This is a genomic window from Pedobacter sp. Leaf41, assembly GCF_001422545.1.
In the GTDB taxonomy this organism is placed as follows: domain Bacteria; phylum Bacteroidota; class Bacteroidia; order Sphingobacteriales; family Sphingobacteriaceae; genus Pedobacter.
The window spans coordinates 266,598-286,403 of sequence record NZ_LMLE01000009.1; the positions used below are offsets into that span (position 1 = coordinate 266,598).

Consider the following 19,806-nt stretch of genomic DNA (forward strand, 5'->3'; position numbering starts at 1 on the left):
TATACCCATATAACGTTACGTAATCAATATAAAAAATGAAAATTAGCTTTGTTATTCTTACCTGGAACCGATATAAGTTTTTAGACAAATGTTTAGCAGCATTATTACCTGCAATCAATGCTAAAAATGAGGCAGAAGTAATTGTGATGGATAATGGCTCGACAGATGAGACAGAAGCTGTTTTAGACCAATATGCGTCAAATCCGCTTGTAAAAATCATAAGAAGAAAGAAGAATTATGGCCTAAACGCCTACAAAAAATTATTTGGGATGGCCAAAGGAGAATATGTAGTCATTGTTGATGATGATGTACTTAGCTTTCCTGCGGGATTAGATGACCTTTTTATTGATTATTTAAAGGCATTTCCTGACTATGGTTTTATTGCTTTAAATGTAATACAAAACGAATTTACATTAGGCGCTAAACCTCCAATAGAAAATTATGTTGAAGAAGTAAGTGATGGTAAAGTAATTGAAAAAGGCCCAACTGGCGGATGGTGTGCTTGCTTTAAGAAAACAAATTACAATAAAATCAAACTTAGGTTTCTACTTACAAATTTGGATATGTCAAAATCTGAAGATGGGCTATTAGTAAACCTGTTTAGCAGAAAACTAAAATTAAAATCCGGTTTAATTAGAGATCACTATTGTTTGCATGCGTGTGGCCCACATTATGCCCGTGAATATGGCCATATGGATAGAGAACTTGAAAAATACAGTATGGCCGGTTTAAATTCTATTGTAGAAGAATACAAAAACTACCAGGTATGATAGAATTGAACAAAGGTGCAAAAATATTTATTCAATGTCCTGCGGGTTTAGCTACCGGCGGGCCTGAAGCATTGCATCAGTTAGGTCACTATCTTAATAAAATTGGCTTCAATGCCTTAATGTATTACGTCGCATCCAATCATTCAGATCCAGTTCATCCTCAATACAAAAGCTACAATGTACCCTTCACTTTTGAAGTGGAAAATAGTTCAAATCATTTGTTGATTATCCCTGAATCTAACTTATATCCTATCTATCAAAAGGCTTATTCTCGAATGAAGAAAGCAATTTGGTGGCTAAGCGTATCTTATTATTGGGAGTGCCTCGAACCTTGGAAGGAAAAGATTAAGAAAAAGAAATTTTATGCCTTAAAGTCAATCATCAATCCGCATATAAATCCTCCGCTTCCAACTCCTGCTAGATTGCGGAAATTACCTTTATACCACATCAGACATTCCTATTTTTCTGAGGTATTTTTAAAAAGTAATAACATTTCAATAACTGGAAAAATATCTGACTATATGAACGCCGCATTCTTTGATCGTGTTTTAAAAAATCAAATCAAGGAAGATATCGTATTATATAACCCTAAAAAAAATGGTGCTTTTCTTGAATCTATCATATCAAAAAGCAGTCACTTCAATTGGGTAGCTGTTAAAGATTTAACTGCAGATGGAGTTGCAGATTTAATGAATCGCAGTAAAGTTTACGTTGACTTTGGCTTCCATCCAGGCAAGGAACGCATGCCTAGAGAAGCTTGTATAATGAAATGCATTATGATTATTGGCAGAGATGGGTCTGCCCAATATTCAGAAGACATGCCAATAGCTGACGTTTACCGATTCGAAAAAAATCCCAACAAAATAGATGAAATAATAACTTTAATAGAGGATTGTTTCAAAAACTATGATGCTCACGTCCAAAATTTCGTGAGTTACAGAGCTGAACTTGGTGAAGAAGAACAGGTGTTTGAAAAAGATATTAAAAAAGTATTCCAGTATAAAAATTAATGCAAGAGCTGAAAAAGAACAAAGACTATAGTTTCATCGATAATTTGCGCTTCATTTCTATGTTCGGAATAGTGATGGAACACAGCACATTATTTTGGGGTAGAAATTTTGAAACACTTAACGAACAGATCGTTCAAACAGTAAGCATTCAGATTTTCAAATTTGGAACCATACTGTTTTTTATTCTTTCCGGTTTTCTCATTGGCGATAAGTTTACGAATTACAGCTCAGGAGAATACATTAAAAGGCGTTTTAGCAACACCATTAAACCATGGTTGTTTTGGTGCTCAGCAATGCTTATTTTAACTTATGTAAGTTGGTACGTGAAGTATATAAAATCCGATAATATGGAATTACTTATTAACCCTGTAAGTAAATTTTTCGAAAATATTATCCACATTACTACTGACACAAGCTATTGGTTTATCTTAAACTTTATGGTGTGCATTGCTACCTTGCTGGTATTTAGGAAATATTTATTTTCAAATATCTTCGGAGGCATCTTAGCCATATTTTCATTTTGCTATTCCGCAAACCTATATCTTGAAATATTTCCAACTGAGCATACAATCGCCATGTTTGGCTTTATATTTTACCTGTGGCTAGGATTCAAGCTAAATCAAAACTTCGAGAGATTTTGTAATTGGGTAGAAAACATTAAATTCTGGCATTTCGCAGTAGCTATTGCATTTACATTTTTTCTTTCATGCATAGAATCAGTTAACTTAATGCACATCTTACCTAACGATCCATTTAATACGCTACGTATTTCCAATATTCTCTATTCGTTGGTAATGTTCGTTTTTCTATTTAGATATGCTAACTTTAGTTTTATTGAGAAATTTAAACCAAGAGAAACAACGTTTGGAATTTACTTAATTCATCAGTTATTGGTATTCTATTTATTACCATTAATATTTCAGCCTTTACAAATTCACGATAATCAAAAATCTGTCTATGTGCTGGTTGTCTTACAAGTTGTTAGGTTTTTGATTGTTTATCCAACTGCTTATTTTTTAGCCAGGTTGATTGCTTTGGCGCCCAAGAAAATATCATGGATTATTGGCCAGTGATCAAGTATAACAAAAACTACTAGCCGATTATAGCAATTCATAATGTTGATTAACGGTCTGGTCGCAACATAAAGATTGCATTTTGCCTATTTATCTACCATCATAATGCTAGTAAGCATTAGCTTATTTAAACGTCTTTCCAGAGTTTTAAAGCTAATAGATGATCTGTCCATAATTGGAAATTTAAAAAGCACACTATCATCGGATCCTTTTAGACGATGAAATCTGATGCAAAAAAAAGAGTCCCGAATAAATTCGAGACTCTTTAACATTTATGGATGGGAAATATTACAATTTCCTAGCTACTTCTACTTGTTCGTAAGCTTCTACAATATCGCCAACTTCGATGTTGTTAAAGTTTTGAATGTTTAAACCACACTCGTAACCTTTGTTCACTTCTTTCACATCATCTTTAAAGCGTTTAAGTGATGCTAACTCACCTGTGTAAACCACAACTCCATCTCTAACGATACGGATTTTGCTGTTACGGGTGATCTTACCATCCAATACCATACAACCTGCAATGGTACCTACTTTAGTAATTTTGAAAGTTTCACGAATCTCCACGTTAGCCACAATTTTCTCTTCAAATTCTGGATCCAACATGCCTTCCATTGCCGATTTGATCTCGTTGATCGCATCGTAAATAATAGAGTACAAACGGATATCGATTTGTTCAGCTTCAGCTAACTTACGGGCACCTGTTGATGGACGAACCTGGAAACCGATAATGATCGCATCAGAAGCAGAAGCTAATAATACATCAGACTCTGAAATCTGACCTACGCCTTTACTAATGATGTTAATCTGGATTTGCTCAGTTGAAAGTTTCAACAATGAATCGGCTAATGCCTCGATCGAACCATCCACATCACCTTTAACAATGATGTTAAGCTCTTTAAAGTTACCAATCGCTAAACGACGACCAATCTCATCCAAGGTAATGTGTTTCTGTGTACGTAAACCTTGCTCACGTTGTAACTGCATGCGTTTGTTTGCAATATCACGTGCTTCAGTTTCACTTTCTAAAGCGTTAAAACGGTCACCCGCTGTAGGTGCGCCTTGCATACCCAAAACCTGTACCGGTTGCGATGGGCCTGCAGATTCTACCTTCATACCACGTTCGTTGGTTAGCGCTTTTACACGTCCGCTGTAACTACCAGCCAAAATTGGATCCCCAACTCTTAATGTACCAGCTTGAACCAATACCGTAGTTACAATACCACGACCTTTATCTAATGCTGATTCAATTACCGAACCTGTAGCTCTCTTATTAGGATTAGCTTTAAGTTCTAATAATTCAGCTTCTAATAATACTTTATCTAAAAGTAAATCTACATTTAAACCGCTTTTGCTTGAGATTTCTTGTGATTGATATTTACCACCCCAATCCTCAACCAAAATGTTCATTACTGATAATTGTTCACGAACTTTATCTGCATTTGCACCTGGTTTATCCACCTTTGTGAAAGCAAATACTAATGGTACGCCTGCTGCTTGTGCGTGGTTAATTGCCTCTTTTGTTTGAGGCATCACAGCATCATCCGCAGCAATAACGATAATAGCAATATCTGCAACCTTAGCACCACGGGCACGCATCGCTGTAAAGGCTTCGTGACCAGGCGTATCTAAGAAAGTTACCTTTTTACCTGATGGGGTAGTTACCATGTAAGCACCAATGTGCTGCGTGATACCACCTGCCTCACCAGCAACCACATTTGCTTTACGGATATAATCCAGCAATGAAGTTTTACCGTGATCGACGTGACCCATAATCGTTACAACCGGGGCTCTTTCGATTAAGTCTGCTTCGTTATCAACTTCTTCAATTACGTTTTCTTCATCTTCATCTGGTTTAACGAATTGGATTTCGTAACCAAACTCATCAGCAACGATGGTTAAAGTTTCAGCATCTAAACGTTGATTGATTGATACGAACATACCAAGACTCATACAAGTACCAATAATTTTGGTCACCTGAACATCCATCATGCTTGCTAACTCATTCGCCGTAACAAATTCTGTTACTTTTAATATTTTCGATTGAGATTCAAGCTCATTTGCTGCCTCTTCTGCATTATAAGCAACATCATCACGTTTCTGACGACGTAATTTAGCACGTTGAGCAAATTTACCAGACTTACCAGCTCCACTTAAACGAGCAAGTGTTGCTTTAATTTGATCTTGAATTTCTTTCTCAGTAGGTTCTTCTTTAGGTCCGCTTGGTGTAGCATTTCTATTTTGGAAACCTGGTCTGTTGTTATTTCTATTTCCTTGATAAGGAGTTCCGCCTTGCCCGGCTGGTCGGTTACCTTGGTAAGGTGTACCACCACCTGGCCTGTTACCTTGATAAGGTTGACGTGGTTGCCCTGGTGCGCCACCCTGGCCTGCAGGGTTTTGCCCTTGCTGACCCTGACCACCATGCTGACCTGGAGCTCCAGGAGTTTTTTTACGCTTACGTTTACGTTTTGCAGCTTCACTATCGCTAGATGAGGCTACAGGACCGTTTCTTCTATCTGGCGTAGTTGGTAAAACAATTTTACCAATAATATTAGGACCAGTTAATTTAACGGTACGTGCTTTTATAACTTCAGGCTCGTTACTTACCGGTTTAACCTCTGCAGGTTTTTCTTCTGCTTTAGGCTGTTCAACCGGTTTAGCTGGCTCTGGTGTTTTAACTTCTGGAGTAACTGGAGCTGTTGGAGCAGGCTGAGCTGCCGGAGCTTCTCCAGCCTTTGCGGCAGGCAGGTCCTTTTTAGCCTCTACAGGTTTCTCTTCTGCTTTTGGTTGCTCAACTGGTTTAGCTGGCTCCTCAACTTTAGCTGCTGGTGCAGGTGGAGTAACAGGTGCTTCTTCCTTTTTAGAAGGACGCGTTTTCGAATTAAGATCATTTAAATCGATCTTCCCTACAATTTTCACACCTGGTAAACCGGTTTCTTCCGCTTTATCTTCAGCCTTAGTTTCTTTCACTGGTTCTGCTGCCGCAGGAGCAGGAGTTTCTGCCTGTGGTGCTGGTGTTTCAGCAACCTTAGGTTTCTCTGCCGGAGGATTAAATGACTGAGCATTCTTAATCAGAATCTCATCGCTTTTTTCAAAGTCTGTATTTTTCTTCGGCGCTTCTACTGGCTTTTCAGTCTCAGGCTCGTCGCGACGTATTTTACCAATCACTATTTGTTTGGCTTCTTCTCTTACGATCTTATCTCCCTGATACTCTTTTAATAAGGCATTATACATGTCTCCCGTAAGTTTAAACATAGGGCTTTTCTCGGCAGAGAATCCCTTTTTGTTTAAAAACTCAACGGCCGTACCCATGCCTATATTAAGTTCTTTAATAGCTTTAATTAAAATGATTGGTTTGTCGTCTGACATTTAGCTCCTGTTATTTTTTCTTAATAATACAAAAGTAGTGTTTATTTGGCAATTACACCACTTATTCAAATTCTGACTGTAAAATCTGAACCACTTCTTTAATGGTTTCTTCTTCTAAGTCGGTGCGTTTTACCAAATCTTCTACTGTTAGTGCTAATACACTTTTAGCAGTATCGCAACCGATAGCCTTTAATTCATCAATGATCCAGCTATCAATCTCATCTGAGAATTCTTCTAGATCCACATCCTCGTCCGTTTCTTCACCAGCTTCACGATACACATCAATTTCGTAACCAGTTAACTTACCAGCCAGTTTAATGTTGTGTCCGCCACGTCCGATTGCCAATGAAACCTGATCTGGTTTTAAGTAAACCGATGCATGTTTAGTTTCATCATCCAATTTAATTGAAGTGATTTTTGCCGGGCTTAAAGCACGGGTAATGTATAATGAAATGTTATTTGTGAAGTTAATCACATCAATATTTTCGTTTTTCAATTCGCGTACAATACCATGGATTCGTGATCCTTTCATACCTACGCAAGCACCTACCGGATCAATACGATCATCGTAAGACTCTACCGCAACTTTAGCACGCTCACCTGGTTCACGAACAATTTTCTTAACCGTGATTAAACCGTCGAAAATTTCCGGAACTTCCAATTCGAACAAACGTTGCAAAAATTCTGGCGCCGTTCTCGAAATGATAATTTTTGGATTCGCATTGATCATTTCTACTTTTGAGATTACTGCTCTCACAGAATCACCCTTTTTGAAATAATCTGCAGGAATCTGCTCAGTTTTAGGCATTAAAAGTTCGTTACCTTCATCATCTAAAACCAAAGTTTCTTTTTTCCAAACCTGATAAACCTCGCCGGTGATAATTTCACCTACACGATCTTTATATTTTTTGAAGATTTCGTCTTTCTCTAATTCCAATACTTTAGAAACCAAAGTTTGACGGGCAGCTAAAATCGCTCTGCGGCCGAAACTCTCTAAAGTAATTTGCTCGATATAATCATCACCAACTTCTAAAGTACTGTCTAGTTTAGAAACCTCTGCAAGTTCAATTTCCAGATCGTCATCTTCAGAAAATCCATCCTCCATTACCTTTCTCGTTCTCCAGATTTCCAAATCCCCGTTGTCCGGATTCACAATTACGTCACAGTTTTCGTCTGTTCCGTATTTTTTACGCAACATACTACGGAAAACTTCTTCCAACACACTGATCACCGTAGGGCGATCTATATTTTTAAAATCCTTAAACTCCTGAAAAGAGTCGATCAAATTAATTGTTGTAGTACTCATTTTTATTTAAATGAAATTAACACACTTGTTTCTAATATATCATTAAACGGCACTTCTGTTTGTACGGTAGCCGCTTTTTTCCCTTTATCTTTAACCGATTCTTCAATGATTAGGTTATCTTCTGTAACCGATAAAAGCTTTCCTTCTTTTTTTAGCCCGCCGTTTAATTTAATACTTAAAGTGCGTCCAATATTTTTAACATATTGGCGATTTAACTTCAAAGGCTCGCCAACACCTGGCGAAGAAACTTCTAAATTATAAGCTTGCTCAATTACGTTTTCTTCTTCTAAATGAAAACCAACATGCCTGCTTATGGCTACACAATCCTGTATGCTAATACCTTCGTCACCATCAACATGAATAATTAATTTATTGTTTGGCAACATTTTCACCTCAACCAAAAAAAGCTCTGGCCGATCTGCAATTTTTTCCTCTACAAGGGCTGCAACTCTCTTTTCTACCTGCATATTTTAACCTGATTTCATAGAAAAAGGGGACACGGTCCCCTTCTCTTTTCTTCGATTACGATGCAAATGTAAGAAAATTATATGTAAAATCAAACACTGCGTTTAATTATTCTGCTGATTCTTACCGCTTAAGTAGTTCTTTTTGTGGTTGTAGATTATAATTGGCCTTGCCAGTAATTAACTTTCCAGCATTACCAAATTTCACATCAATATAACTTTCTACAATGTAGGCGCTACCTTTTGTAAAAGGCTCCCAGGGCATAAAAACAAGGGAGTCTCCTGCGAATTTAAATTTCCCCGAGACCAGAATATCATCTTGTAAACTATCCAATTCTCCAGCCTGCTTGAACACAGATACCAACTTATTCGAATCTGCATTATTTAAATATGCATTTCTAACCTGCAGGAGGCTTGGCTCATCAAAATTTTTAATTATAATTGATGTACTATCCCTAGAAAACTTAATTGATGGTTTATTGTTTGTAGCAGAACATGAAACAATAAATGATGTTGTTACAACAGTAGCCAAAAATTTAAATAAGCTTTTAAACATTCACAAAATTAAACATTATGAGATTAATTATCGAAATCCTTTTGATGGGATTGGCCTTTTTTATCGGGGCAAAACTGGTACCTGGGGTTGAGGTATCTGGCTATATGAGTGCGCTTATTGCTGCAATTTTAATAGCCCTAGCAAATGCTACTATAGGTTTTATTTTAAGATTGCTGACTTTCCCGATCAACTTTTTAACATTGGGCTTAGTCTCTTTCATCATTACCGTTTTGATGATTCTTTTGGTAGACAATATGATGACGTCTTTCAATACATCAGGTTTCTTAGCAGCTGCTTTCTTAGCTATTATTGTGGCATTAATAAAAGCTATTTTCGGCGCAGTAGCAGGAGATAAAGATTAATATCTAGTCTTGAGTTTGTAGTCTTCAGTCGATTTAGACTAGAGACTATAGACTTCGGACTGAGGACTATCTAATTACTTCCCTCGAAATAACCATTTTCTGAATTTCTGAAGTCCCTTCGTAAATCTGGGTAATTTTAGCATCACGCATCAAACGTTCTACGTGATATTCTTTTACAAAACCGTAACCACCATGAACTTGCACTGCTTCAATGGTTACATCCATAGCCACTTTAGAAGCAAATAACTTCGCCATAGAACCTGCCTGTGTATAAGGCAAACCTTGATCTTTAAGCCACGCCGCCTTATAAACCAGCAATCTTGCGGCTTCAATCTGAGTAGCCATATCTGCTAATTTAAAAGCAATAGCTTGATGTTCTGAAATTGGTTTACCGAAAGATTTACGTTCTTTGGCATATTGAGTAGCCAATTCAAAAGCACCTTGCGCAATACCTAATGCTTGCGCCGCAATGCCGATTCTTCCACCTTCCAAAGTTTTCATCGCGAACTTGAAGCCAAATCCATCTTCCCCTATCCTGTTATCTTTGGGTACTTTAACATCATTGAACATTAAAGAATGAGTATCCGATCCACGAATCCCCAGTTTATTTTCCTTTGGACCAATTGTGAATCCCTCCATTCCTTTTTCTACGATGAAAGCATTGATTCCTTTATGGCGTAATTCGGGATGGGTTTGCGCAATAACTAGATATGTTGATGCAGTACCACCGTTAGTAATCCAGTTTTTGGTTCCGTTTAACAAGTAATAATCGCCCTTGTCTTCGGCAGTTGTTCTTTGAGAGGTAGCATCAGATCCGGCCTCGGGCTCTGATAAACAGAAAGCGCCGATTTTTTCTCCTGCAGCCAAAGGCTTCAAATATTTTTCCTTTTGTTCTTCACTTGCATAAGCCTCCAAACCGTAACAAACCAACGAATTGTTTACAGAAACCACCACCGATGCAGAAGCATCGATCTTCGAAAGCTCTTCCATCACCAACACATAGGAGATGGCATCAAGTCCGCTTCCGTTATATTTTTCACTCACCATCATTCCTAAAAAACCAAGTTCTCCTAGTTTTTTAACTTGTTCGGCAGGAAATTTTTGATGTTCATCTCTTTCGATTACACCAGGCTTCAATTCTTGCTGCGCAAAATCGCGGGCGGCCTGCTGGATCATTAACTGTTCTTCACTTAATTCGAAATGCATAACATTTATGTATAAAAGGTTAGTAAACAAATGTAACATTTCAAATTAGAATTACTATGGCTGCATAGTAATATTTTTAACATTTTACATCTGCCGGGTTTTGCGTTAACGATGGAAGCGGCATCCCCCGATTTTTCATCGGGGATACAGCGGACAGCGTGTAAAAACGCCCAAATAATTTATTTGATTTTGGCTTTCTTACTTAAAATAATAAATAAACTAATGCTTCCAAGAAAAAGAATAAGTAGAACCTGCGAAGAGTGAATAATGGTTGCATAAGCTAAGCCATCTTTAAATGATATGCCATATAATACTAATGCCTGGGCAACAACCCAATGAAAAACGCCGATTCCACCCTGAACCGGTGCAGCCATGGCAAAGCCCGAAAATACAACTGCTGTAAAGGCGGCGTCAAAATTCAAGCCGGATGTAGATGGAATAGCCGAGAATGCAAAATACATAGACAATAAGTAAAAAGTCCACATACCAAGCGTGTAAACCAGGAATAAACCTTTTTGCTTTAATTTCCTGTACGAACCGAAGCCTTGACGAAGATTCACAAAAACCCTCAGCAGTTTTTTGCTAAACTTTTGCCGAAGAAAATAAATGGAAATAAAAACAATACCAACCAGTAAAATGGCTATGCCGATAAGCCAAAGAAAACTTATAATTGAAATTTTATTAACAAGATTGAGGTAAATGGTATCGTGTAAAAATCCGGAAACCAGATCGTATTGCAACATGACCATTGCAGCAGCTGTGAGCAGAAGCACAAGTACATCGAAAAGCCGCTCGGTGATTACTGTGCCTACTGAAGCAAACATAGGCACACTTTCTACTTTTTGCATCACCGAACAACGGCCGATTTCACCGAAACGAGGCAAGGTTAAATTAGTCAGATAACCAATAATTACAGCGTGATAGGTGTTCCAAAAAGTAACATTGTACTGGATGGATTTGTAGAGCATTTGCCACCTTAAGGCTCTTAAAACATGTGCTATTAAAACAGAAACAGCAGAGGTAGCAACCCAAAAATAGTTTGCTGTTTTAATCTCAAACCATATTCTTGCTAAATCCTGACCTCGAAATGCTAAGTACAAAACCCCCATTCCTATTAAAAACAGGATGATATACTTAAACGCTGTTTTTAGGTCAAATGTCACAAGGTTATTTTAGCAAATGGTTGTTATCATCAGGAAATACAAGTATCGGATTATATTTTTTAGCCTCTTCAATTGGGAGAGCGCCATACGACATGATAATGAGTACATCACCTAATTGTGCCAACCGAGCTGTTGCACCGTTTAAACAAATGGTTCCGGTACCGCGTTCACCTTTTATTACGTAAGTTTCAAATCGGGCTCCGTTATTATTATTTACAATCTGCACCTTTTCATTTGCAATAATGTTAGCTGCATCCATTAAATCTTCATCAATCGTAATACTACCAACGTAATTCAATTCGGCCTGTGTTACTTTAACACGGTGTATTTTCGATTTTAATATTGTGATAACCATTTGGCAAAGTTAGTAATCAGTTTGGAGTTTTTAGGCATCAGTCTGGAGTTTCAAATACTTGAATCCAAAAATGAATTTAAAATTAGAAAGTCAAAGAATCTCATCTAGCTATAGACTCAGTATTACTCTTAATTATACATCTTCCCTTATTTGATTATCATATTATCGATTAACCTTGTTGTACCAACCTTGGCGGCCGCCAGTGCAACAAGGTTCGTTTCGTTTTTCAATTTTGCCGGTTGTAACGTATCGCCATTCGCAATGGTAAAATAATCTAATTCGACCCCATTAAGGTTTTGATAAAATAATTTCGCCCTATTTTCGAGTTCCGTTAAAGGCAGCTTTTCAAAATTATCGATCACAAATTGCAGCGATTTACTCAACACTAGAGAATTTTCACGATCGATAGCCGTTAAGTGGATATTGCGGCTACTCATGGCAAGCCCGTCCTCTTCCCTAATAATTGGGCAAGTGATGAGGATAATGGGTAAATTGAAATGAGCCACCATATTTTTGATCATGAGCACTTGTTGAAAATCTTTTTGCCCGAACATGGCTACATCGGGTTCAACAGCATCAAAAAGTTTTTTCACAATTTGAGTTACGCCTTGATAGTGACCTTTTCTAAAAGCACCCTCTAATAAAAACTCTGCATTCCCTAAATCAATATGCCAGTTTTCATCAGCACCTTGCGGATACATTTCTTCTACATTGGGCATAAAAACACCATGGCAACCCGCTTGTTTCAACATGGCTAAATCATGTTCTATGGGGCGAGGATATTTCTCTAAATCCTTGGGATCAGTAAATTGGGTAGGGTTTACAAAAATGCTACAGATAATGATGTCGGCATTTTCTTTGGCTAAATCAATTAAAGAAATATGGCCATAATGCAAAGCACCCATTGTAGGCACAAGTGCTATTTTTTTACCCGATGCTTTTAAAGGATTTAAGAAAGCCTTAAGCGCTGATTTGGTTTTAAATATTTCCAATTGGACAATCTAAGTTAAAGCAGTAAAGGTGTAAAATAATCTAAACGAAACCAAACAAATGCTTGCCTATATTGATAAATAGTATTATTATGCTTACCTTTGCAGCTCATTATCTTTTATTTAACTTAATATTTTCTTAGAATATGGAGATGGCAAAAACGAAGCTGCTGATTGTTACACACGAGATGTCGCCTTTCCTCGAGCTTACTAAAATTTCTGAAATCACACGTCAATTACCACAGGCGATGCAAGAAAAAGGATTCGAAATCCGCATCTTGATGCCAAAGTTCGGTAACATCAACGAAAGAAGAAATCGTTTACACGAAGTAATCCGCTTATCGGGAATGAACATCATTATTGATGACAACGATAACCCCTTAATTATTAAAGTAGCATCCATCCCAGCTGCACGCATGCAGGTTTATTTCTTAGACAACGAAGAGTATTTCCAACGCAAACAAGTATTTAGAGATGCGAGTGGAAAATTCTTTGACGACAATGATGAACGTACAATTTTCTTTTGCAAAGGCGCTTTAGAAACCGTTAAAAAATTAGGTTGGGCTCCGGATATCGTTCACTGCCACGGCTGGATGAGTTCTTTAGTTCCTGCTTACATTAAAACTACTTACAAAAACGATCCAACGTTTAAAAATTCTAAAGTTGTTTACTCGGTTTATGAGGATTCATTTGAAGAAAAATTGAACGCTAATTTCGCTAAGAAAGCAGTAATGGCTAACATGACTGAAGAGGATACAAAAGCTTTCTTACCTTCTGATTGTAATAGCATGCACATCGGGGCTATAACTCACTCTGATGCAGTAGTATTAGCAGATGAAAACTTAGATGCAGCTGTGTTAAAATTTGTTAAAGATTCTAATAAGCCAACATTAGCTTTTAACTTAACCGAGAATTTTGAAAACTTCTATAATTTTTATGAAGAAATTTCAAATGACGAATTGGTTTCTCTTGCTTAATTAAGGTATTATTATTTAAATATGAAATTTACAAAACAAGACTTATTAACCCTGTTGATAGGTCTTTTTCTTTTTGCATCGTGTAAAAACCCTGATGGTGTGGGTTTAGATGTTGATCCTAGCACTGCTATTACCGGAACATTGGTCAATAACGAGCCGATCAAATCGCAAACTATTAAAGAAGGGGATGTGAATACATCAGGCTTAACGGGCTATCCCTTAGGATACATGGTTGATCCTATTTTCGGCAAAACGGAATCTAGTGTTGCAATGACTGTTGTTCCTGATGTTTTGAGTAAAGATTTTGGAACAACACCAGTGTTAGATTCTGCAATATTGGTGTTAAACCTTGGAAGCCAGTTTTACGGAGATACAGCAACTACTAAATATAGTATTGATGTTTATCAGCTCACGAATAAAATCACTAAATACAAGAGTTCGGATGTGCAGGCACATAATGCTCAATTACTGGGTAATTTTAACAGTAAAATTTTTCCAAAAACAAAAATCAAAGTATTTGATATTATTGCCGGAAAGGCAGATACGTTGAAAACTGTACCCGCACAAATCAGGATTAAACTGGATAAAGATTTTATACAATCTACAATCTTGAACCTGGCTCCTGCTGCAACATCAACTGAAGCTAAGTTTGTAGACTATTTCAAAGGTTTATATGCTGAGGTAAACAAACAAAACACTACAGGTTCTGGTGGCGTAGCATTTTTAAACTTTGCAAGTACAAGTTCGTATCTGCAATTGGTTTATAAAAAAACAAATACCTCAAATGGCAAAGATACGGTATCGGTAAATTTTCCTTTGGCAGCAACTAACGCAGCAGCTAATATCAAACATGATTATACGGGTACTGATGTAGCTACACAATTACTTCCGGCAAATGCAAATACGCAGTACAACGTAACCTACCTGCAAGGTTTAGCGGGCTTAAAAACGAAGATTTCTTTCCCTACACTTGCTAACTTTACCAATACTTATGGCAAAGCGCTGGTAAATAAAGCAGAGTTGGTTATTGATTTAAGCGCTGGTACTTTTGCCAATCCATTTGCACCAGCACAACGGCTTTCACTATATCGCTGGGATATTGCCGAGCAGCCTACATTTTTACCAGATAATAATCCTAATGACCCCCGCTCATCTATTACCGGGCCTTACTTTGATGGATATTTTGATTCATTAAAAAATAGATATGTGTTTATCGTAACATCATATGTACAAGATCTTATCGATAAAAAATTAACTGATTACGGTACATTCTTGGCGCCAACATCATTGGTAACACCTACATCACCAACAAATGCCTATGTTTTGCCCGATGTTACATCAGCAGGCAGAGCGGTAATCGGATCTGCAGGAAATGCCACTAATAAAATCAAACTCAATATTTATTATACCAAAATAAATTAAAAGATTTAATTATTCTTGAAGCCTTGACCATTATAAATGGTCAAGGCTTTTTTTTGCGATGTAAATTTTTGTTTACAATACAAAACAAACGTTTGTTTTGTATATTCGTCCGATTAATTATATCTCAAATTTTTATGTGTGGAATAGTAGGATACATAGGCTATAGGGAAGCTTGGCCCATAGTACTTAAAGGATTAAAAAGACTAGAATATCGCGGTTATGATAGCGCAGGTATTGCCTTGATGAATGAAGGCGGTCAGCATATTTATAAAAAAGCAGGAAAAGTAGCCGTACTTGAAGAGTTTGCTGAAAGTCAGGATCGTTCTGGATCCATTGGTATGGGCCATACCAGATGGGCAACCCACGGCGTTCCCTCAGATCGTAATTCTCATCCACATACGTCAAACAACCAGAAATTATCTATTATCCACAATGGCATCATTGAGAACTATGCTACTTTGAAAGAAGAATTAGTAGCCCGTGGACATGTGTTTGATAGTGATACTGATACAGAGGTACTAATCCATCTGATTGAAGAAATTCAAAAAATTGAGCAGATTGATTTGTTGGAAGCTGTACGTTTGGCTTTACATGAAGTAAGTGGCGCTTACGCTATTGTAATCATGGATAAAGAGAATCCAGACCGCTTAATCGCAGCTAGAAAAGGAAGCCCTATGGTAATTGGTGTAGGTAAAGGCGAATATTTCATTGCTTCTGATGCTACTCCGATCATAGAATATACAAACAATGTTATCTACCTGAAGGATAATGAAATTGCATTGATCACTAAAAATGATCTTTTAGTTAAGCAATTGGATAATGTGGTACAAACACCTCTAATTCAAGAGTTGGAGCTTAAGTTAGAAATGCTTGAAAAAGGCGGCTTTGACCATTTCATGCTAAAAGAAATTTACGAGCAACCTAGATCCATTAAAGATTGTATGCGTGGCCGTATTTATCCGGAAGAAGGAAAGGTTCAATTAGGAGGGATAAAAGAATTTGCGGAGAAATTAAAAAATATCGACCGAATCATCATCGTGGCCTGTGGTACTTCTTGGCATGCTGGTTTGGTGGGGGAATATTTGATTGAAGAATACGCCCGAATCCCTGTGGAAGTTGAATATGCTTCAGAATTTAGATACCGTAATCCAATCATCACGGAGAAAGATGTAGTAATTGCTATTTCGCAATCTGGCGAAACAGCAGATACCATGGCAGCCATTGAAATGGCTAAAGAACGTGGAGCTACTATTTTCGGGATATGCAATGTTGCCGGAGCCTCAATTCCAAGACTATCACATGCTGGTGTTTATACTCACGCCGGACCAGAGATTGGTGTAGCATCAACCAAAGCTTTTACGGCCCAGGTTACTGTACTAACGTTGATGGCTTTTTACATGGCGCAACAGAAAGGCACAATTACCACTTCGAAAATGATCGAGCTACTTACCGAGCTTGATAACATTCCAGAGAAAATCCAAAAAGGCCTTGAATCTAACGATATCATCAAACAAGTGGCGGAAAAAATAAAAGACTCCACAAATTGTTTATTTTTAGGCAGAGGAAGTGGTTTCCCTGTTGCATTAGAAGGTGCGTTAAAGCTTAAAGAAATTTCTTACATCCACGCAGAAGGTTATCCTGCTGCCGAAATGAAGCACGGCCCAATCGCTTTAATTGATGAGGAGATGCCCGTAGTATTTATTGCAACACAAAATTCATCATACGAGAAGGTAATCAGCAATATTCAGGAGGTTAAAGCCAGGAAAGGAAAAGTAATTGCAATCGTAACCGAAGGAGATACTGAAGTGAAAAAAATGGCCGATTATTGTATCGAAATTCCTGATGCGAATGAAGCTTTCTTACCTTTATTGGCCACTATACCTTTACAACTATTATCCTATCATATCGCGGTAATGAGAGGCTGTAATGTAGATCAACCAAGAAATCTGGCAAAATCTGTAACTGTAGAATAAAATTATTAGACCTGCTCATGAAAATTGAGCAGGTCTAATCATAAAGTTTCTCATATTTCAAGACTTTTTTATTATCCCATTTAATCGTCAAGGTTCTATTGTCGATCTGTAAAATCCGCCCCTCCCTTATTAATTTAGGGTAGGTAATCATAACAGTGCTATCCCGAATTTCATATTTCGCTAGTTCACTATCTGGATCTACATCATAATAATATTTTTCCCTAATTTCAAATGTATGCTGATTTTTGGAAGATGATACTGTTTTCCACCTTCCATATATTTTGAAGGGCTTCAACTTTTCCGCAGGTTTCTTCCCAATTGTAAGGCTCCAGGATGATGAAAACTCAGTGCTTTTTTCTTCAGTATAACTTATCGTGGCCTCCTTCAAAAAAAGTTCTTTATCATAACCTTTAATTTGTTTCCCTAAACTATCTAGAAGTGTAATTTTAAAACCTGACGGAAATTCTACACTATTTACTTGAGGATTTGGCGTAATAAATCTTTCGCTGCTACCTGGAAGTAGCGTTAATGTATCGACACGATTAAACTCATTGTTTAAGCTACTATCCTGAATAATGTTTGCATTGGAATATCTAAAATCAACAATGGCAATAAGTTTTGTATCTCCCTGATTATGGATATCAATTGATTTAAAACCATCCTCATAGCTGGGTGCGTCTCTTTTTTGCGTCGTTGCAACAAAACTAAAAAGAGAAACTACGAGCAATGCTTTCGGTAGCGCAGCTTTGGCTGCAAACGGAACTGGCCGGTTAATACACCAGTACGAGAAGATTACACTTGTTAACGCAAGATAGTCTGTGTAATCTACGGTTCTAAAGGTTTTGAAGCCGAATAAATTTATAAAATCAATTACAGGCTGTGCGCATTCTGCTTTCCAAAAAACAAACAGTGCTGCTGTGCCGATATGTATTTGTCTTGCCTTATCTTTAAAGATAACACTCCAAAAAAATGGGAAAGCAAACAGACCAACGAAATCTGATAGCTTCCCCGTAAAGGTATTGTGAAAAGTATACTTGAGATAAAAATCGTTAATGATTAAAAGTGAAATTGATAATACGAAAAGCGGATGTACCAATTTACTTTTATTATCCATAAAAAGCTTTAAAAGGGCAAGTCTCCATTTTCATCTGATGGACCAATAGTAAACTCATCCTGAATCTTCGACTCTGTACTTTGCGGCACGGCGGCAGTAGGACTTTGCTCAAAGTCACTTTTTCGCCCTAACATTGTAAAATTTTCCGCAACAATCTCGGTAACATATTTCTTTACCTTCTCTTTGTCTTCAAAAGAACGTGTTCTGAGTTTGCCTTCAATGTAAACCAATTTTCCTTTTTGAAGATATTTTGATGCTACCTCTGCAAGGCCACGCCACAATACAATATTATGCCATTCGGTTTGTTCAACTCTTTTCCCATCCTTGTTATAGGTTTCTGATGTAGCCAAAGGAAAACTGGCTACAGTTACGCCGCCATCTAAATGACGTACTTCCGGGTCTTTGCCTAAGTGGCCTACTAAAATAACTTTGTTAATGCCAGACATAAATATTTTGGTTAGTTTTTTTTATAAATAATAAAATCGCCTCAATGGTTAGTTACTCCATTTACTTCTCCTAAAGATATTCTTTTATAAAATCATGAATAACTTTCGGTTGTGGCAGATCATCCAGTTCACTTAAGGAAACCCAATTAAGTTCCTTTTGTTTACTAAAGTTAAATATATAATTTTTTAATGCAAAAAAACGTAAATGGATAATTTGGTGTGTTAATATATGTTTTTTGCTAGCGATAAATGATACCTCAGCTCCTGATCCAAATGTAGATTTTAGTTTTTCTTCGAAAGAAATGCCTGTCCAAGGGATCTGCTCCTCCAAGTTAATGCTGGGAAAATCATACAAATGCTGCCATATATCACCCGCCTGACGTTCCCTAATCAAAACCTTCTCATCTGATTGGCAAACAAAATAGTCTAAAAAACGATGTTTTTGGGCTGCCTTTTTAATCTTAACAGGTAAAGCATTAACCAGGTTATTTTTTAGCGCATAGCAACTTTGATTTAATGGGCAAACATTACAATTTGGAGATTTCGGCTTGCATTGTATTGCCCCAAATTCCATAATGGCCTGATTATACAATGCAGGATCTTTCTGATATAACAATTCGTTGGCCAAAGCAAAAAACACCTTCTTTCCGGCCGGAGAATTAATCGCTGTACTGATGCCAAAATACCGGGAAAGTACCCGGAATACATTTCCATCAACAACGGCCCTTGCTTCTCCCGATGAAAATGAAGAAATTGCTGCAGCCGTGTACTCACCAATCCCCTTTAATTTTAATAGTTCATCATGCATGCTTGGGAAGATTCCATTGAAATTATTGACTACAATTTGCGCAGTTGCATGCATATTTCTCCCTCTGGAGTAGTAGCCTAATCCTTGCCAAAGCTTCAAAACTTTTGTTTCTGTAGCAGCTGCAAAGTCTTGGACAGTTGGAAAGTTTTCTAAGAATTTATTGAAATATGGTAAGCCTTGTTCAACACGGGTTTGCTGTAGTATAATCTCTGATAACCAGATAGTATAGGCATCATTTGTATGCCGCCAAGGCAAATCTCTTTTGTTTGATTGATACCAATTTATCAATTCATTTTGGAATGTCATTACTGCAAATTACGGTGTAATTATCGGTTAAAAAAAAAACTTGCAATCGAGTGATAACTTAACTGATAAAAAAATCATCTTTTATTTCCCTATCTCATTAAAAAGCAATACTTTTGCAACCCCAAAACAGTAGTAAT

Annotated in this window: 18 protein-coding genes; 7 read left to right on the forward strand and 11 right to left on the reverse strand. The window is 37.2% G+C overall.

Annotation, left to right across the window (positions count from 1 at the left end; translation table 11 throughout):
- Nucleotides 1-35: 35 nt before the first annotated feature.
- From ASE92_RS16050 to ASE92_RS16060, 3 genes are read left to right on the forward strand one after another with little or no spacing between them, the layout of a single operon-like run.
- Nucleotides 36-770 (forward strand): glycosyltransferase family 2 protein, encoded by a 735-nt coding sequence (locus ASE92_RS16050; protein ID WP_056851121.1) that lies wholly within the window; start codon nucleotides 36-38, stop codon nucleotides 768-770.
- Complete coding sequence (locus ASE92_RS16055; RefSeq protein ID WP_056851122.1) at nucleotides 767-1,780, forward strand: hypothetical protein; 1,014 nt, start codon at nucleotides 767-769, stop codon at nucleotides 1,778-1,780. The genes ASE92_RS16050 and ASE92_RS16055 overlap by 4 nt, the downstream gene beginning before the upstream one ends.
- Nucleotides 1,780-2,853, forward strand: a complete 1,074-nt coding sequence (locus tag ASE92_RS16060; RefSeq protein ID WP_056851123.1) for an acyltransferase — start codon at nucleotides 1,780-1,782, stop codon at nucleotides 2,851-2,853. Before ASE92_RS16055 ends, ASE92_RS16060 begins: the two co-directional genes overlap by 1 nt.
- A gap of 288 nt (nucleotides 2,854-3,141) precedes the next feature.
- Here ASE92_RS16060 and infB read toward each other — a convergent pair whose 3' ends face one another.
- The 4 genes from infB to ASE92_RS16080 form a co-directional block, all read right to left on the reverse strand.
- Nucleotides 3,142-6,222, reverse strand: a complete 3,081-nt coding sequence (infB, locus tag ASE92_RS16065; RefSeq protein ID WP_056851124.1) for a translation initiation factor IF-2 — start codon at nucleotides 6,220-6,222, stop codon at nucleotides 3,142-3,144.
- Nucleotides 6,223-6,283: 61 nt separating this feature from the next.
- The gene (gene nusA, locus ASE92_RS16070; RefSeq protein ID WP_056851125.1) at nucleotides 6,284-7,528 is read right to left on the reverse strand and encodes a transcription termination factor NusA; all 1,245 of its coding nucleotides are present in this window, start codon (nucleotides 7,526-7,528) and stop codon (nucleotides 6,284-6,286) included.
- Nucleotides 7,529-7,530: 2 nt separating this feature from the next.
- Nucleotides 7,531-7,995: a ribosome assembly cofactor RimP gene (gene rimP, locus ASE92_RS16075; protein ID WP_056851126.1), complete on the reverse strand. Its 465-nt coding sequence runs from the start codon at nucleotides 7,993-7,995 to the stop codon at nucleotides 7,531-7,533.
- 121 nt (nucleotides 7,996-8,116) lie between these two features.
- Entirely contained in the window at nucleotides 8,117-8,548 is a 432-nt protein-coding gene (locus ASE92_RS16080; protein WP_056851127.1) for a hypothetical protein, read from the reverse strand.
- A 17-nt stretch (nucleotides 8,549-8,565) separates the two neighbouring features.
- Here ASE92_RS16080 and ASE92_RS16085 point away from each other — a divergent pair, with 17 nt between their 5' ends.
- A complete protein-coding gene (locus tag ASE92_RS16085) occupies nucleotides 8,566-8,910 on the forward strand; it encodes a phage holin family protein (RefSeq protein WP_056851128.1) in 345 nt (114 codons plus the stop codon).
- A 66-nt stretch (nucleotides 8,911-8,976) separates the two neighbouring features.
- Here the strand turns inward: ASE92_RS16085 and ASE92_RS16090 are convergent, their stop codons facing one another.
- From ASE92_RS16090 to panC, 4 genes are all read right to left on the reverse strand, one after another.
- Nucleotides 8,977-10,116, reverse strand: coding sequence for an acyl-CoA dehydrogenase (locus ASE92_RS16090; protein ID WP_056851129.1), 1,140 nt, complete (start codon nucleotides 10,114-10,116; stop codon nucleotides 8,977-8,979).
- A 179-nt stretch (nucleotides 10,117-10,295) separates the two neighbouring features.
- On the reverse strand, nucleotides 10,296-11,279 hold the full coding sequence (locus tag ASE92_RS16095; protein ID WP_157255769.1) for a lysylphosphatidylglycerol synthase transmembrane domain-containing protein: 984 nt from the start codon (nucleotides 11,277-11,279) through the stop codon (nucleotides 10,296-10,298).
- A 4-nt stretch (nucleotides 11,280-11,283) separates the two neighbouring features.
- Nucleotides 11,284-11,634, reverse strand: coding sequence for an aspartate 1-decarboxylase (gene panD, locus ASE92_RS16100; protein WP_056851131.1), 351 nt, complete (start codon nucleotides 11,632-11,634; stop codon nucleotides 11,284-11,286).
- 146 nt (nucleotides 11,635-11,780) lie between these two features.
- On the reverse strand, nucleotides 11,781-12,626 hold the full coding sequence (gene panC, locus ASE92_RS16105) for a pantoate--beta-alanine ligase (RefSeq protein ID WP_056851132.1): 846 nt from the start codon (nucleotides 12,624-12,626) through the stop codon (nucleotides 11,781-11,783).
- A 149-nt stretch (nucleotides 12,627-12,775) separates the two neighbouring features.
- Here panC and ASE92_RS16110 point away from each other — a divergent pair, with 149 nt between their 5' ends.
- From ASE92_RS16110 to glmS, 3 genes are all read left to right on the forward strand, one after another.
- On the forward strand, nucleotides 12,776-13,600 hold the full coding sequence (locus tag ASE92_RS16110; RefSeq protein ID WP_056851223.1) for a glycogen/starch synthase: 825 nt from the start codon (nucleotides 12,776-12,778) through the stop codon (nucleotides 13,598-13,600).
- 21 nt (nucleotides 13,601-13,621) lie between these two features.
- The gene (locus tag ASE92_RS16115; protein WP_056851133.1) at nucleotides 13,622-15,022 is read left to right on the forward strand and encodes a DUF4270 domain-containing protein; all 1,401 of its coding nucleotides are present in this window, start codon (nucleotides 13,622-13,624) and stop codon (nucleotides 15,020-15,022) included.
- 134 nt (nucleotides 15,023-15,156) lie between these two features.
- Complete coding sequence (gene glmS / locus ASE92_RS16120; RefSeq protein WP_056851134.1) at nucleotides 15,157-16,995, forward strand: glutamine--fructose-6-phosphate transaminase (isomerizing); 1,839 nt, start codon at nucleotides 15,157-15,159, stop codon at nucleotides 16,993-16,995.
- A 34-nt stretch (nucleotides 16,996-17,029) separates the two neighbouring features.
- Here the strand turns inward: glmS and ASE92_RS16125 are convergent, their stop codons facing one another.
- From ASE92_RS16125 to mutY, 3 genes are all read right to left on the reverse strand, one after another.
- Complete coding sequence (locus tag ASE92_RS16125) at nucleotides 17,030-18,109, reverse strand: hypothetical protein (protein WP_056851135.1); 1,080 nt, start codon at nucleotides 18,107-18,109, stop codon at nucleotides 17,030-17,032.
- An 8-nt stretch (nucleotides 18,110-18,117) separates the two neighbouring features.
- On the reverse strand, nucleotides 18,118-18,555 hold the full coding sequence (locus tag ASE92_RS16130; RefSeq protein ID WP_056851136.1) for a single-stranded DNA-binding protein: 438 nt from the start codon (nucleotides 18,553-18,555) through the stop codon (nucleotides 18,118-18,120).
- Between the two features lie 70 nt (nucleotides 18,556-18,625).
- Nucleotides 18,626-19,669: an A/G-specific adenine glycosylase gene (gene mutY / locus ASE92_RS16135; protein WP_056851137.1), complete on the reverse strand. Its 1,044-nt coding sequence runs from the start codon at nucleotides 19,667-19,669 to the stop codon at nucleotides 18,626-18,628.
- Nucleotides 19,670-19,806: the final 137 nt, after the last annotated feature.